We start from the raw sequence: 15,620 nt of genomic DNA on the forward strand, positions 1-15,620 counted from the left end.
GGGGGCCGCCGCATCGGCCCGCGCGGCGAAAACGGCGGGGGCAGTCTGGACAGCGTCCCGCGCCTGCCGCAAGCGGGGCCGGCACGCCCGCCGAGAGCCGACAGGATCGCCGCCCATGTCCAGACCGCTTCCCTCCAACATGCGCCTGCTGATCGCGGGCTCGCTCGGCTTCATCCTCTGCGGCGCGATCAACCCGCTCTACGGGCTGGCCATCCCGATCTACCGCGCCGAATGGGGCGCCGGCTGGGGGGGCACGCTGCTCGCCTTTCACGGGGCTGGGGCGCTGCTGGCCGTCGCGGCGGGAGTGTTCGGCCTGCCGCACCTGACGATGCGGTTGTCGCTGGGCCTGCTGGCGGCGGGCAGCGTCATCACCGCCCTCGGCACCGGCTGGCCGGTCGTCACGCTCGGCGCCTTCGTCATCGGGATCGGCTTCGGGCTGACCTCGGCGGTGGTGAACCGGCGCTTCCTGTCGGAGTTCGGCGAACGCGGGCCGGGCATGGTCGGACTGGTCAATTCGGTCTTCGGCGTCGGCGCGATCGCCGCGCCGCTGATCCTCGTCGGGCTGGGCGAGCGGCTGCTGCCGGTCTATCTGGGCCTCGCCGTGATGGCGGCCATCCTGATCCCCGTCGTCCAGCCCTCGGGCCGGCAGGCACGGGCGCAGGGCCTGCCGGACCTGCGGCAGAAGCGTCTGGCCATCCTGATCTTCATCCACCTCGCGGTCATCACCGAGGTGGCGCTGTTCGGCCTCGGCCCGACCTCGCTGCTCGACATGGGGCTGGATTCCGGCGCGGTGGCGGGGCTGACCTCGGCCTTCTTCGGGGCCTTCCTCGCCGCGCGGCTCTCGCTCTTCTGGGTGACGCGCCGGATCCGGGCCGACCAGCTCTTCGCGCTGGGCCTCGGCGGGGCCGCCGTTGCGATGGGCATCGCCGCCGCGGGCGCGCCCGCGACCGGGTTCATCCTGGCCGGGGCGGCGGTGGGACTGCAATTCCCGACCTTCTACGTCTGGGCCAGCCATATCCTGGGGCCCGATCCGCGGATGGGCTCGGCGGTGCTCACCGCGTCGATCTCGGGCGCGATCACCGGTCCGGCCCTGCTCGCGCCGGTGCTGGCGGCGACCGGGACGGGCGCTCTCTTCGCGATCCTCTGCGGGCTGATGGCGGCGACGCTGGCCGGCTTTCTGCTGATGTCGCCCTGGGCGCGGCGGCACGCCCTGCCGGCGTGAGCCCGGTCCTCATCGTGGCGACGGGGATCGTCTTCGCCGCCTGGGCGGTCACGGCGTTCCGCGTGCTCTTCGACCTGCGGCGGCGCGGGCAGCGCCGGACCGGCCGCGCGCTGAACGGGCCGGGCACCTTCCTCGTCGCCGCGCGCGACTGGGCACACGATCCCGCCGCGCGCCGGCCAAGGCTGTGGCTGGGGGGACTGACCCTCCTTCTCGCGATCCTGGCATCCGTCCCGCTCGCCGGCACGTGAGTGGCGGGCGCGCTCTGCGGCCCTAGCTCGCGGCCGGAGGGATGCGGGGACGGGGCACGATGCTGCTGGACGTGAAGGGCCTGAGAAAGAGCTATCCCGGCGGCGACGGACCCGTGCCGGTCCTGCGCGGCGTCGACCTGTCCGTCAGGGGCGGCGAGACCCTTGCCCTCACCGGCGAGAGCGGGTCGGGCAAGTCGACCTTCCTCCATCTCGTGGCGGGTCTGGATCGGGCGGATGCCGGGTCGATCTGGCTGGACGGGGAGGAGGTCGCCGATCTCGACGACCGGGGCCGGGCCCGTCTGCGCCGCGGCACGGTCGGGATCGTCTTCCAGCAGTTCAATCTGATCCCCTCGCTCGACGTGGCGGGCAACATCGCCTTCCAGGCGCGGCTCGCCGGGCGGGACGATCCCGGCCGAGTCGCGGATCTCGCCGCGCGGCTGGGGCTTGAGGACCAGATGGCCAAGTACCCCGAGGACCTGTCCGGCGGGCAGCAGCAGCGGGTCGCGATCGCCCGCGTCCTTGCCGCCCGGCCGAAGCTGGTGCTGGCGGACGAGCCCACGGGCAATCTCGACGAGGCGACCGCCGAGCGCGTGATGGAGGTGATGACCGCGCTCGTGGCCGAGACCGGGGCCGCCCTGCTGGTCGTCACCCATTCCGAGAGGCTCGCCGCCGGGCTGTCGCGGCGCGTCCATCTTGCGCGCGGGGTCGTGTCGTGAGCCCTGCCACAACGCGCATCCCCCGCCGGACCCGCCCCGCGACCCCCTCGACGGGGCCCCGCGCGTGAGGCGCCAGATCGCCCGGGCGCTGTGGTCGCATTGGCGGCGGGCGCCGCTCCTGCTGTTCACGCTTGTGGCTGGGCTGGCATTGGCCACCGCGCTCTGGTCCGGGGTGCAGGCGATCAACGCCGAGGCGCGGGCGAGCTACGATGCCGCCGCCGCCACGCTGGGCGAGGGGCGCTTCGACCAGCTGGTGCGCGAGGGCGGGATCGCCCGGGCCGACTACGTCGCCCTGCGGCGGGCGGGATGGCAGGTCTCCCCCGTGATCGAGGGGCGGCTCGGCGGGGTCCGGATCGTCGGGCTGGATCCCCTGACCGCGCCGGGCGGGATCGGGCCGGTCGCGATGGACGAGAGCGATCTCGCCGCCTTCCTGTCGGGGGATGGCGCGGTCTACGGCGCGCAGGCCGCGCTCGACGCGCTGCCGCCCGGCCCGGCGGAGCGGGTCCTCGCGCCGGACGTGGCCCCGGGCACGGTGCTGACCGACATCGCCGTCGCGGCCGGACTGCTGGGCCGCGACCCCGCCGTCATCGACCGCCTGATCGTTGCCGAGGTCCAGCCGCGGATCGTGCCCCCGCTGGACGAGGTGGCGCCGGGCCTGACCCGCCGCACGGCGCAGGGCGGGGCCGATATCGGGCGGCTGACCGACAGCTTCCACCTCAACCTCACGGCCTTCGGACTGCTCGCCTTCGCGGTCGGCATCTTCATCGTCCACGGCGCGATCGGCCTCGCCTTCGAGGAGCGGCGGCCGCTGGTCCGCACGCTCCGCGCGCTGGGGGCGCCGCTGTCGACCGTGGTCTGGATGATGGGGCTGGAACTGCTGGCGCTGGCGCTGATCGCGGGGGCGCTGGGCCTCGCCCTCGGCTTCGCGCTGGCGGGGGCGCTGCTGCCCGACGTGGCGGCGACGCTGCGCGGCCTCTACGGGGCCGAGGTGGCGGGAAGCCTGTCGCTGCGCCCGGGCTGGGCGCTGGCCGCGCTCGGCATCTCGGTCGGGGGCGCGGCGCTGGCGGGCGCGTCGGCCCTGTGGCGGATCGCGCGGATGCCGCTGCTCGCCGCCGGGCGGCCCCGCGCCTGGGCGCGGGGCGGGGCGCGGGGACTGGCGCTGCAGGCCGTGGCCGGGGCGCTTCTGCTGGCGGTCGCGGGGGGCATCGTCCTGGTCGGTGGCGGCCTCGGCGCGGGCTTCGCCGCGCTCGGCGCGCTGCTGGTCGGGGGCGCGCTGCTGCTGCCGCCGCTCCTGGACCGGGCGCTGGCGCTGGGCGCGCGGACGGCGCGGGGGCCGGTGGCGGGCTGGCTCTGGGCCGACGGGCGGCAGCAGTTGCCCGGCCTGTCGCTGGCACTGATGGCGCTGCTTCTGGCGATGGCGGCCAATGTCGGCGTCTCGACCATGGTCGGCTCGTTCCGGTCGACCTTCACCGCCTTCCTCGACCAGAGGCTCTTCGCGGATCTCTACGTCGATGCCGGCGACGGGGACCGGGGCGCCGCGCTCGAGGCGGCGTTGGCGGGCCGCGCGACGGTGCTGCCGGTGCTGATCGTGACGGGCGAGGTGTCGGGCGTGCCGGTGGAGATCCAGGCCGCCCGCGACGTGCCCGCCTTCGCCGCGAACTGGCGCTTCCTCTCCGCCGGGCCGGATCCTTGGGGGGCGCTGGCCTCGGGGCGGGGCGCCTTCGTCAGCGAACAGCTGGCGCGACGGGCCGGGCTGTCCCTGGGCGAGGCCGTGGACCTGCCGGGCGGGGCGTTGCCCGTCGTGGCGATCCACGCCGACTACGGCAACCCGGCGGGGCAGGTCATCCTCGGCGAGGCGGCGTTCCGGGCCCGCTTTCCGGAGGTGTCGGCGGAGCGGTTCGGCCTGCTGCTGGACGCGCCGGAGGCGGAGATCCGCGCCGCCCTGGCGGATCTCGGGATCGACGACAGCGCGATCACCGACCAGGCCGCGCTCAAGGCCTTTTCGCTGGGGGTGTTCGAGCGGACCTTCTCGGTCACCGGGGCGCTCAACGTGCTGACGCTGGCCGTTGCCGGCTTCGCCATGCTGATGAGCCTGCTGACCCTCGCCGCGATGCGCCTGCCGCAGGTCGCCCCGGTCTGGGCGAGCGGCCTGACCCGCGTGCAGCTCGGCCGGATGGAACTGGCGCGCACCGCGCTGCTGGCGGGGTTCACCGCGCTGGCCGCGCTGCCGCTGGGGCTGGCGCTGGCCTGGATGCTGCTGGCGGTGGTCAACGTCGCCGCCTTCGGCTGGCGGCTGCCGATGATGCTGTTCCCGGGCGACTGGGCGCGACTCTTCGCGCTCGCGCTGCTGGCCGGGGCGCTGGCCTCCGCCTGGCCGGCCTGGCGGCTGGCCCGCACGCCGCCCGCGCAATTGCTGAAGGTCTTCGCCAATGAACGCTAGGTGGATCCTCCTCGCCCTCTGGCCCGGCTACGCCGCCGCGCAGGGCTTCGCGGGGCTCGGCACGGATGCCGAGGGGTTCGCGCTGCCCCAGCCGGACCCCCTCTTCGACTTTCCCGCCGATCACGGCCCGCATTGGGACTACCGGATCGAGTGGTGGTACCTCACGGCGGTGATGGAGGGGCCGGACGGCACGCCCTACGGCCTGCAATGGACGCTGTTCCGCTCGGCCCTCGCCCCGGAGGAGGGGGTGGGCTGGGACGCGCCGCAGGTCTGGTTCGGCCATGCGGCGGTGACGGGCGAGGATTTCCATCATGTCACCGAACGCTTCGCCCGGGGCGGGATCGGGCAGGCCGGCGTCACCGCCGACCCGTTCGAGGCCTGGATCGACGACTGGCGCTTGGCGGGGCCGTCCTTCGACGACCTGACGCTGTCCGCCTCGGGGCCCGACTTCGCCTACGAGGTGTCGCTGGAGGCGCGGGGGCCGCTGATCCTTCACGGCGAGGCGGGCTATTCGGTGAAGTCCGATGCCGGTCAGGCGAGCTACTACTACGCGCAGCCGGACTACGCCCTGACCGGCACGCTGACCCTGCCGGACGGCGAGGTGGAGGTGACCGGGACCGGCTGGCTGGACCGCGAATGGTCGTCGCAGCCGCTCGAGGCGGACCAGACCGGCTGGGACTGGTTCGCGCTCGACCTCGACGACGGGGCGAAGCTGATGCTCTACCGCCTGCGCTCGGCGGACGGGTCGGCCTGGACGGCGGCGACCCATGTCGCCCCGGACGGAACCGTGACGACCGTGCCGGACGGCGCGGCTACGGGCAGGGCGACCGGCACCGCCACGGTCGCGGGGCGGGAGGTGCCGGTGGAGTGGCGGCTGCAATGGCCGGACATGGGCATCGACGTCACGACCCGGCCGCTGAACCCGCAGGCCTGGATGGACGTCGCGATCCCCTACTGGGAAGGTCCGGTGATCGTCGACGGATCCCATACGGGGCGAGGCTACCTGGAGATGACGGGATATGAGTGAACGGGCCGCCCTCCGGGGCGCGATGTGGGCGGCGCTGCAGCGCGGGGTGGAGGAGGGCGATCACCCGATGCGGCTGGTCGCGCTCGCCACCGTGACCGAGGACGGCTTTCCGGCGGTGCGGACCGTGGCGCTGCGGGCGCTCGACCGGCACCAGGGATGGCTCGAGGTGCAGAGCGATGCGCGCAGCGCCAAGGTGGCGGAGTTGACGCGCAGGCCCCGCGCCGCCCTGCTGGCCTGGGATCCCGGAACGCAACTGCAGGTCCGGGCCCGGGGCGAGGTGCAGATCCGCGCCGGAGAGATCGTGCGGCCCGCCTGGGACAGGGTGCCGGAGGAGTCGCGCGTGGCCTATGGCAGCGAGCCGGCGCCGGGCACCCCGATCCGGGCCGCGACCGATTACGTGAAGACGCCGGATTTCGACCGCTTCGCCGTGCTGCGTCTGACCATCGAGGCGGTGGACCTCGTCGATCTCAACGAGCCCCACCGCCGGGTGATCTACCAGCGGGCCGACCATTTCGAGGGGACGTGGCTCGCCCCCTGAGCCGCCCGCCTCAGCTGTGGATCGGCCCGTCGCCGAGGGCCAGCGCCGCCTCGCGCACCGCCTCCGAGAAGGTGGGGTGGGCGTGGCAGGTGCGGGCGACATCCTCGGCCGCGGCGCCGAATTCCATCGCGACGCAGATCTCGTGGATCAGGTCGCCCGCGGCCGGACCGATCAGGTGGCAGCCGAGCACGCGGTCCGTCTCCTTGTCGGCGAGGATCTTCACGAAGCCCTGCGCCTCGAGCACCGCCTTGGCGCGGGCATTGCCCATGAAGTTGAACTTGCCGACCTTGTAGGCCCGCCCGCTCTCCTTCAGCGCCTCTTCGGTCAGGCCGACGGCGGCGACCTCGGGATGGGTGTAGATGACGGCCGGGATCACGTCGTAGTTCACGTGGCCCTTCTGCCCGGCCAGGATCTCGGCCACGGCGATGCCCTCGTCCTCGGCCTTGTGGGCGAGCATGGGCCCGGCGGTCACGTCGCCGATCGCCCAGATCCCCTCGACATTCGTCGCGTAATGGTCGGTCCTGACCTGCCCGCGCTCGGTCATCTCGACGCCCAGATCGGCGAGGCCCAGCCCGTCCGAGAAGGGCCGCCGCCCGGTCGCCAGCAGCACGGTGTCGGCGGTGATCGTCTGCTCGCTGTCGTCCTTGCGGTTGAGGTAGCGCACGGTCGCGGTGTCGCCCTCGACGCTGGCCTCCTGCACGGCGGCGCCGAACACGAAGTCGAGCCCCTGCTTCTTGAGGATCTTGAGGAAGCCGCGCTGGATCTCGCCGTCCATCCCGGGGGTGATGTGGTCGAGATACTCGATGACCGTCACCTTCGAGCCGAGCCGGTTGAAGACAGACCCCAGCTCCAGCCCGATCACGCCGGCGCCGATCACGACCATCTCCTTGGGGATGCGCGGCAGCGACAGGATGGACGAGCTGTCGACGACGACCGTTCCGTCCACCTCGACGCCCTTCAGCGGGGCGACCTCCGACCCGGTGGCGATCACGATGTTCTTCGCCTCGTGCTCCTCGTCGCCGACCCTGACCTTTCCCTTTTCGGGGATCGTGGCCCAGCCCCTGATCCAGTCGATCTTGTTCTTCTTGAACAGGAACTCGATCCCCTGGGTATTCCCCTTCACGCTCTCGTCCTTGTAGGCGAGCATCTGGTCCCAGTCGGCGCTCGTCTCGTCGCCCGAGCGGATCCCCATCTTGGCGAAGTTGGCATGGGCCTCGTGCAGCATGTGGCTGGCATGGAGCAGCGCCTTGGACGGGATGCAGCCCACGTTGAGGCAGGTACCGCCCAGCGTCTCGCGTCCCTCGACGCAGGCCACTTTCATTCCCAGCTGCGCGGCCCGGATCGCGCAGACGTAACCGCCGGGGCCGGAGCCGATCACGATGAGGTCGTAGGAAGCCATTGGGTCGTTCTCCGTATCAAGCGGTCGGGGCGCCTCGGCCCCGTCCTGTCAGATAAAGGCCGAGAGCAGCATCGCCACGGTCGCCCCGAGCCCGACCGCCCAGATCAGCGACCGCCAGGGCCGCAGACCCAGCCAGTAGGCCGGGACATAGAGCACGCGGGCGACGAGGTAGGTCCAGGCCATCGCGGCACTGAACCCCGTGCCCTTGTCGCCCAGGACGATCACCACCACGGCGATGGTGAAGAGGATCAGCCCCTCGAAATGGTTGTTCAGCGCCCGCTGAAGCCGGCCCGTGCCCTCGGACAGCGGCCGGGACGGCGCGCGATCGCGGGCGGACATGGTGTAGCCGGGGCCGAGTTCCATGTTCGCGGGCACGGCGAAGAGCACGAACTGCACCACCTGCAGCAGCGCCGCGAGGGCGAGGACGGTCAGCTCGGGGGTCACGGGCGGATGTCCCGCGCCCGGTCCTTGGCCCCGGCGATCCGCGTCGGTCGCGGCCCTGAAAGGTCCCGGCCCGGGGCCGGGACGGGGATCGCGGGCCGTGGGACGAGATGCACCCTCATGCGGTCAGCAGGAACGACGCGGTCATCTGCCCGCCGAAGCCCCGTTCCTTCTGCACCCAGGCCTCGGCCTTGGCGCGGTCGTTCACCTCGAACAGGGCGAAGGCCTGCCCGTTCGTGTCCGCGTCCCGCCACAGCTGAAGCAGCGTCAGACCGGCATGCATCCGGTCCTCGGCATCGGCGTCGAAGGCCGATTTCCAGCCCTCGTAATCGGGCGTGTCGATCTGGAGGAGGAGTTGCATGTCGATCTTCCTGTGTAGGGTGGGTCGCACCCACCATCGCCCCGGGGGTCCGGCGCGTTCGGGTGGGTGCAACCCACCCGAACGGCGGTCAGAGATCCATCAGCAGCCGGCGCGGATCCTCCAGCGCCTCCTTCACGCGGACGAGGAACGTGACCGCCCCTTTCCCGTCGACGATCCGGTGGTCGTAGCTGAGCGCGAGATACATCATCGGCCGCGCGACGATCTGGCCGTTCACGACCATCGGCCGCTCCTGGATCTTGTGCATGCCGAGGATGCCCGATTGCGGCGGGTTCAGGATGGGCGAGGACATAAGCGAGCCGTAGACGCCGCCGTTCGAGATGGTGAACGTCCCGCCCTGCATGTCGGCCATGGACAGCTTGCCGTCCCGCGCCTTGACGCCCAGATCGCCGATCTCCTTCTCGATCTCGGCGAAGCCCTTCTGGTCGGCGTCGCGCACTACCGGCACCACGAGGCCGGTCGGGGTGCCGACGGCGACGCCCATATGGACGAAGTTCTTGTAGACCACGTCGGTGCCGTCGATCTCGGCATTGACGTCCGGCACTTCCTTCAGCGCGTGGCAGCAGGCCTTCACGAAGAAGGACATGAAGCCGAGCTTCACGCCGTGCTTCTTCTGGAACAGGTCCTTGTACTCGTTCCGCAGGTCCATGATCGCGCCCATGTCCACCTCGTTGTAGGTGGTCAGCATGGCGGCGGTGTTCTGCGCCTCCTTCAGGCGGCGGGCGATGGTCTGACGCAGGCGCGTCATCTTGACCCGCTCCTCGCGGTCGGCGTCCTCGGGTCTGGACGGGGCGCGGGGCGCCTGCTTCGGCGCCTCCTGCTTGGTGCCGCCTTCGGACAGGGCCTTGAGCACGTCGCCCTTCATCACGCGGCCGTCCTTGCCGGTGCCCTTGACGTCGCCGGCGGACAGGCCCGCCTCGTCCATCATCTTCTTGGCAGAGGGGGCGTCCTCGGGATCGCGGGGCTTCGTCTCCTCGGGGCCGGCATTGACGGTGTCGCCCTCGGCCACCGTGTCGCTGTCGCCGGTGGTCTTGCCGTTCCCCGCGCTGTCCTCCGGCGCGCTCTCGCCGTCGCCCTCGGCCCTGGCATCCTCGGCCTTGCGCGGCGCGGTCTCACCGCCCGAGGCGCCCTCGCTGATCTGCGCGAGCAGGGCGTCGACGCCGACGGTATCGCCTTCCTGCGCGACGATCTCGGACAGCGTGCCGGAGGCGGGGGAGGGGACCTCCACCGTCACCTTGTCGGTTTCCAGCTCGCAGAGCATCTCGTCGGTCTCGACCTTGTCGCCCGGCTTCTTGAACCAGGTGGCGACGGTGGCCTCGGTGACGCTTTCGCCCAGGGTGGGGACGCGGACTTCGGTCATGGTGGCTTATCCTTCGATTCCGAGCGCCTCGGCCACGAGGGCCGCCTGTTGCGCCTTGTGCTGGCTGGCCAGGCCCGTGGCGGGCGAGGCGGAGGTGGCGCGCCCGGCATAGACGGGCCGCGTATGCGCGGCGTCGATCCGGGTCAGCACCCATTCGATGTTGGGCTCGACGAAGGACCAGGCGCCCTGGTTCTTGGGCTCTTCCTGGCACCAGACCATCTCGGCGCCCTTGAACCGCTCCAGCTCCTTGACGAGGCTGAGCGCCGGGAACGGATAGAACTGTTCGAGCCGGAGGAGATAGACGTCGGTCAGCTCCTCGGCGTCGCGCTTCTCGAGCAGGTCGTAATAGACCTTGCCCGAGCACATGACGACGCGCCTGATCTGATCGTCGGACTTGAGCGTCAGGTCCGAATGTCCCTTCTCGGCATCGTCCCACAGCACGCGGTGGAAGGACGAGCCGTCGGTGAAGTCGTCCGCGTCGCTGATCGCCATCTTGTGGCGCAGCAGCGATTTCGGCGTCATCAGGATCAGCGGCTTGCGGAAGGTCCGGTGCAGCTGGCGGCGCAGGATGTGGAAGTAGTTCGCCGGCGTCGTGCAGTTCGCCACGATCCAGTTGTCCGAGCCGGACATCTGCAGGAACCGCTCGAGCCGGGCGGAACTGTGTTCCGGCCCCTGGCCCTCGTAGCCGTGGGGAAGCAGGCAGACGAGGCCCGACATCCGCAGCCACTTGCTCTCGCCCGACGAGATGAACTGGTCGAACATGATCTGCGCGCCGTTGGCGAAGTCGCCGAACTGCGCCTCCCACAGGGTGAGCGCGTTGGGCTCGGCCAGCGAGAAGCCGTATTCGAAGCCGAGCACGGCATATTCCGAGAGCATCGAGTCGATGACTTCGTACTGCGCCTGCCCCTCGCGGATGTGGTTGAGCGGGTAGTACCGCTCCTCGGTCTTCTGGTCGATGAAGGCCGAATGGCGCTGGCTGAACGTGCCGCGCGTGCTGTCCTGCCCGGCGAGCCGGACCGGATAGCCCTCCAGCTGGAGCGACCCGAAGGCCATCGCCTCGGCCGTGGCCCAGTCGAAGCCCGTGCCGCTCTCGAACATGCCCTGCTTGGCGTCGAGCAGACGCGAGACCGTACGGTGGACCTCGAACCCGTCGGGGACGGTGGTCAGCGCCCGGCCCAGATCCTCCATCGTCTCCTGCGAGATCGACGTGGTGCCGCGCTGGTAGCGGTCCTCGTTCTCGCGGTCGAGATGCGACCAGCGCCCGTCCAGCCAGTCGGCCTTGTTCGGCTTGAAGTCCTTGCCGGCCTCGAACTCCTCGGACAGCTTGTCCTGGAAGGCGGACTTCATGTCCTCGATCTCGCCCTCGGGGATCAGCCCGTCGGCGACCAGCCGGTCGGTGTAGAGCGACAGGGTCGTCTTGTGACCCTTGATCGCCTTGTACATCACCGGATTGGTGAACATGGGCTCGTCGCCCTCGTTATGGCCGAAGCGGCGGTAGCAGAACATGTCGATGACGACGTCCTTGCCGAACTTCTGCCGGAACTCGGTCGCGACCTTCGCGGCATGGACAACGGCCTCGGGATCGTCCCCGTTCACGTGGAAGATCGGCGCCTCGACCATCAGCGCGATGTCGGTCGGGTAGGGCGAGGTGCGCGAGAAATGCGGCGAGGTGGTGAAGCCGATCTGGTTGTTCACCACGATATGGATGGTGCCGCCCGTCCGATGCCCACGGATGCCCGAGAGCTGCAGGCATTCGGCCACGACGCCCTGGCCGGCAAAGGCCGCATCCCCGTGCAGCAGGATCGACAGCACCTTGCGGCGCTCCTTGTCGCCGAGCTGGTCCTGCTTGGCCCGCGCCTTGCCCAGAACGACGGGATTGACCGCCTCCAGGTGCGAGGGGTTGGCCGTGAGCGAAAGGTGAACGGTGTTGCCGTCGAAGTCGCGGTCATGGCTGGCGCCGAGATGGTACTTCACGTCGCCCGATCCGTCGACATCCTCGGGCTTGAAGCTGCCGCCCTGGAACTCGTTGAAGATCGCGCGGTAGGGCTTCTGCATGACATTGGCGAGGACGCTCAGCCGGCCCCGATGGGGCATGCCGATCACGATCTCCTCGACACCCAGCGCGCCGCCGCGCTTGATGATCTGCTCCATCGCCGGGATCAGCGCCTCGCCCCCGTCGAGGCCGAAGCGCTTGGTCCCCATGTACTTGACGTGGAGGAACTTCTCGAAGCCCTCGGCCTCGACCAGCTTGGACAGGATGGCGCGGCGGCCCTCCTTGGTGAAGGTGATCTCCTTGCCGTAGCCCTCGATCCGCTCCTTCAGCCAGGCGGCCTCCTCGGGGTTGGAGATGTGCATGTACTGGAGGGCGAAGGTGCCGCAATAGGTCCGCTTCACCAGCGCGAGGATCTCGCGCATCGTCGCGACTTCCAGCCCCAGCACGTTGTCGATGAAGATCGGGCGGTCCATGTCGCCCTCGCCGAACCCGTAGGAGGCGGGGTCGAGCTCGGGGTGGGAGCCGGTCTCGCGCATGCCGAGCGGGTCGAGATCGGCGGCGAGGTGGCCGCGGATCCGGTAGGCGCGGATGATCATCAGCGCGCGGAGGCTGTCGAGAACCGCCTGGCGGACCTGCGCCTCGCCCAGGGTCACACCCTTTTCCGCGGCCTTCGAGGCGATCTTATCCGCCGCGGCCTTGCCGTCCGTGGCCCATTGCCCGTCCAGCGCGGCCGTCAGCTCGTCGGTCGGCATCGGGGGCCAGTCGGCGCGGGTCCAGGACGGGCCCGCGGCCTCGGCCCGGGCATCCTCCGCCGCGTCGCCGAGCTGGGCGAAGAACTCGGCCCAGCTGTCGTCGACCGATTTGGGATCGTCGGCATAGCGGGCGTAGAGCTGCTCCACGTAATCCGCGTTGTGTCCCTGCAGGAAGGACGAGGCGTGGAACACGTCGTTGCGGGACTGGTCGGTCATGGGGTCACCTCTGGGTGTGGGACCGGATGTGGGGGCGCGCGGTCATTGCGGAAAGGACCGGACACCGTGAAAGCCGTCGGGCAGATCGGCGGAGGGGTTGCGGGTGATCGTCTCGACGACATCGCCCGCATCGACCCCGCCATGGGCGAAGGTGGTACGCTGGCGCGCCGCGATCACGTCCCCGGGGAGCGTCTCGGGCGACATCTCGCCGAAGATCTGGTCGGTGCGGGCCTCCTCGGGCCCTGCATACCAGCAGGTCAGGACAGGGACGCCGTCCTGGCCGGGCGTGACGGTCAGGATCGCGATCCGGCCCTCCGCGGTCAGCAGGATGCCGTCCCCGGCGCTCAGGGTCCGAACGAGACCGTCCCGCGCCGCCGCCGGGTCCATCCCGCCGAAGGGGGAGGGGGCGCCCCAGGCATGGGCCGCGACCATCGCGGCGACGGAGGGGGCCGCGTCGCCCTCCTCCAGCGTCCATCCTGCGGCGACCATCTGATCGGTCAGCGGGCCCGGCGCGACCTCGGGCGCCCGGCAGGTCCGCGCGACGTCGTCCATGCCCGCGGCGAACGCCGGTCCGGCCCCCAGGATCGCGAGAACCGCTGCGCGGATCACTTGCCGATCGCCTCGAGCACGGCCTCGCCGAGCGTGGCGGGGCTTTCGGCGACGACGATGCCGGCCTTCTTCATGGCCTCGATCTTGCTCTCGGCATCGCCCTGACCACCCGAGACGATGGCCCCGGCATGGCCCATGCGGCGGCCCGGGGGGGCGGTGCGGCCGGCGATGAAGCCGGCGGTCGGCTTCCAGCGGCCCTTCCTGCGCTGCTCGGCCAGGAACTCGGCCGCCTCTTCCTCGGCGGTGCCGCCGATCTCTCCGATCATGATGATCGACTGCGTCTCGTCGTCGTCGAGGAACATGTCGAGGACGTCGATATGCTCGGTCCCCTTGATCGGGTCGCCCCCGATGCCGACGGCGGTGGACTGGCCGAGGCCGCTGTCGGAGGTCTGCTTCACCGCCTCGTAGGTCAGCGTGCCCGAGCGGGACACGACGCCGACCGAGCCGCGCTTGTGGATGTGGCCGGGCATGATGCCGATCTTGCAGGCGCCCGGCGTGATGACGCCGGGGCAGTTCGGCCCGATCAGGCGCGAGGACGACCCTTCGAGCGCGCGCTTGACCTTCATCATGTCGAGGACCGGGATCCCCTCGGTGATGCAGACGATCAGCGGCATCTTCGCGTCGATCGCCTCCATGATGGAATCGGCGGCGAAGGGCGGAGGCACGTAGATGACCGAGGCGTTCGCCTCGGTCTTCGCCATCGCCTCGTGGACGCTGTCGTAGACCGGCAGGTCGAGATGGGTCTGCCCGCCCTTTCCGGGCGTCACGCCGCCGACCATCTTCGTGCCGTAGGCGATGGCCTGCTCGGAATGGAACGTCCCCTGGCTGCCGGTGAAGCCCTGGCAGATCACGCGGGTGTCTTTGTCGATGAGAATGGCCATGGGGGCCTCCTTGGAATTGGGTGCCCGAGGGGCCTTAGCCTTTGACGGCCTTCACGATCTTCTGCGCGCCGTCCTTGAGATCGTCGGCGGCGATCACGTCGAGGCCGGAATTCGAGATGATCTCCTTGCCCTTCTCGACATTCGTGCCCTCCAGCCGGACCACCAGCGGCACCTTGAGGCCGACTTCCTTCACCGCGGCGATCACGCCCTCGGCGATGACGTCGCAGCGCATGATGCCGCCGAAGATGTTGACGAGGATGCCCTTCACGTTCGGATCGGAGGTGATGATCTTGAACGCCTCGGTCACCTTCTCCTTCGTGGCGCCGCCGCCCACGTCGAGGAAGTTCGCGGGCTCGGCACCGTAGAGCTTGATGATGTCCATCGTCGCCATGGCGAGGCCGGCGCCGTTGACCATGCAGCCGATCTCGCCGTCGAGCGCGATGTAGTTCAGGTCGTATTTCGACGCCGCGAGTTCCTTGGGATCCTCCTCGGTCTCGTCGCGCAGCGAGGCGATGTCGGGATGGCGGTAGATCGCGTTGCCGTCGAAGCCCATCTTGGCGTCGAGGCATTTCAGATCGCCCTTGTCTGTCACGATCAGCGGGTTGATCTCCAGCATCTCCATGTCCTTGTCGGTGAACAGGCGATACAGGGTCTCCATCAGCTTGACGCATTGCTTCACCTGCTGGCCGGTCAGGCCGAGGGCGAAGGCGATGCGGCGGCCGTGATAGGGCTGGTAGCCCGTGGCCGGATCGACGGAGAAGGAGAGGATCTTCTCGGGGGTCTTCTCGGCGACCTCCTCGATGTCCATGCCGCCCTCGGTCGAGGCGACGAAGGAGATGCGGGACGTGCCACGGTCGACGAGCAGGGCGAGGTAGAGCTCGCGCTCGATGTCCGAGCCGTCCTCGATGTAGATGCGGCCGACCTGCTTGCCGGCCTCGCCCGTCTGCTTGGTCACGAGGGTCCGGCCGAGCATGCGCTTGGCCTCCTGCGCGGCTTCCTCGACCGATTTCGCGAGGCGCACGCCGCCCTTGTCGCCGGCATCGGCCTCCTTGAAGTGGCCCTTGCCGCGGCCGCCGGCGTGGATCTGCGCCTTCACCACCCAGAGCGGACCGTCGAGATGGCCGGCGGCGGTCTTCGCCTCCTCCGCCTTGAACACGGCCTGACCGTCCGAGACCGGGGCGCCGTAATCGCGCAGCAGCGCCTTGGCCTGGTATTCGTGAATGTTCATCGCGAGGCTCCTCGTCCGTCGGGCCGCGCCCGGAAACGACGGAGTCGGGGCGAGGCGTTGGGCCCTCTCAAATCACAGGCGAGGCCCTAAAAAAACGGTAATGTCGTTTCGTTAGCGCAAAATGCGACATTTGTGATCACAGCCCCGCACGGGGTGATCACAGCTTCGCGC

General features: G+C 70.3%; 14 protein-coding genes. 6 read left to right on the forward strand and 8 right to left on the reverse strand.

What is annotated here, in order from left to right:
- The first annotated feature begins 115 nt into the window (after positions 1-115).
- The 6 genes from BUE30_RS17790 to BUE30_RS10040 all read left to right on the forward strand — a co-directional run bounded on the left by BUE30_RS17790 (position 116) and on the right by BUE30_RS10040 (position 6,191).
- Positions 116-1,222, forward strand: coding sequence for an MFS transporter (locus BUE30_RS17790; RefSeq protein ID WP_170865631.1), 1,107 nt, complete (start codon positions 116-118; stop codon positions 1,220-1,222).
- A complete protein-coding gene (locus BUE30_RS10020; RefSeq protein WP_073329521.1) occupies positions 1,219-1,470 on the forward strand; it encodes a hypothetical protein in 252 nt (83 codons plus the stop codon). Before BUE30_RS17790 ends, BUE30_RS10020 begins: the two co-directional genes overlap by 4 nt.
- A 59-nt stretch (positions 1,471-1,529) precedes the next feature.
- A complete protein-coding gene (locus BUE30_RS10025) occupies positions 1,530-2,186 on the forward strand; it encodes an ABC transporter ATP-binding protein (protein WP_139300525.1) in 657 nt (218 codons plus the stop codon).
- A 64-nt stretch (positions 2,187-2,250) separates the two neighbouring features.
- On the forward strand, positions 2,251-4,626 hold the full coding sequence (locus BUE30_RS10030; protein WP_073329528.1) for an FtsX-like permease family protein: 2,376 nt from the start codon (positions 2,251-2,253) through the stop codon (positions 4,624-4,626).
- Complete coding sequence (locus tag BUE30_RS10035; protein WP_073329531.1) at positions 4,616-5,653, forward strand: lipocalin-like domain-containing protein; 1,038 nt, start codon at positions 4,616-4,618, stop codon at positions 5,651-5,653. The genes BUE30_RS10030 and BUE30_RS10035 overlap by 11 nt, the downstream gene beginning before the upstream one ends.
- Complete coding sequence (locus tag BUE30_RS10040; protein ID WP_073329534.1) at positions 5,646-6,191, forward strand: pyridoxamine 5'-phosphate oxidase family protein; 546 nt, start codon at positions 5,646-5,648, stop codon at positions 6,189-6,191. Before BUE30_RS10035 ends, BUE30_RS10040 begins: the two co-directional genes overlap by 8 nt.
- Positions 6,192-6,201: 10 nt before the next feature.
- Here BUE30_RS10040 and lpdA read toward each other — a convergent pair whose 3' ends face one another.
- The 8 genes from lpdA to sucC all read right to left on the reverse strand — a co-directional run bounded on the left by lpdA (position 6,202) and on the right by sucC (position 15,449).
- Positions 6,202-7,590, reverse strand: a complete 1,389-nt coding sequence (lpdA, locus tag BUE30_RS10045; RefSeq protein WP_073329537.1) for a dihydrolipoyl dehydrogenase — start codon at positions 7,588-7,590, stop codon at positions 6,202-6,204.
- Between the two features lie 48 nt (positions 7,591-7,638).
- A complete protein-coding gene (locus BUE30_RS10050) occupies positions 7,639-8,034 on the reverse strand; it encodes an MAPEG family protein (RefSeq protein ID WP_073329540.1) in 396 nt (131 codons plus the stop codon).
- A gap of 115 nt (positions 8,035-8,149) precedes the next feature.
- A complete protein-coding gene (locus BUE30_RS10055; RefSeq protein ID WP_073329543.1) occupies positions 8,150-8,392 on the reverse strand; it encodes a DUF3303 family protein in 243 nt (80 codons plus the stop codon).
- A gap of 88 nt (positions 8,393-8,480) precedes the next feature.
- Complete coding sequence (gene odhB / locus BUE30_RS10060; protein ID WP_073329546.1) at positions 8,481-9,770, reverse strand: 2-oxoglutarate dehydrogenase complex dihydrolipoyllysine-residue succinyltransferase; 1,290 nt, start codon at positions 9,768-9,770, stop codon at positions 8,481-8,483.
- A gap of 6 nt (positions 9,771-9,776) precedes the next feature.
- A complete protein-coding gene (locus BUE30_RS10065; RefSeq protein WP_073329549.1) occupies positions 9,777-12,731 on the reverse strand; it encodes a 2-oxoglutarate dehydrogenase E1 component in 2,955 nt (984 codons plus the stop codon).
- 42 nt (positions 12,732-12,773) lie between these two features.
- Positions 12,774-13,340 carry a hypothetical protein gene (locus tag BUE30_RS10070; RefSeq protein WP_073329553.1) on the reverse strand — a complete coding sequence of 189 codons (567 nt, stop codon included), beginning with the start codon at positions 13,338-13,340 and terminating at the stop codon, positions 12,774-12,776.
- The gene (gene sucD / locus BUE30_RS10075) at positions 13,337-14,221 is read right to left on the reverse strand and encodes a succinate--CoA ligase subunit alpha (RefSeq protein ID WP_073329556.1); all 885 of its coding nucleotides are present in this window, start codon (positions 14,219-14,221) and stop codon (positions 13,337-13,339) included. Before sucD ends, BUE30_RS10070 begins: the two co-directional genes overlap by 4 nt.
- A gap of 34 nt (positions 14,222-14,255) precedes the next feature.
- Positions 14,256-15,449, reverse strand: a complete 1,194-nt coding sequence (sucC, locus tag BUE30_RS10080; protein ID WP_073329559.1) for an ADP-forming succinate--CoA ligase subunit beta — start codon at positions 15,447-15,449, stop codon at positions 14,256-14,258.
- Positions 15,450-15,620: the final 171 nt, after the last annotated feature.

Source organism: Wenxinia saemankumensis (genome assembly GCF_900141735.1).
Classification (GTDB): domain Bacteria; phylum Pseudomonadota; class Alphaproteobacteria; order Rhodobacterales; family Rhodobacteraceae; genus Wenxinia; species Wenxinia saemankumensis.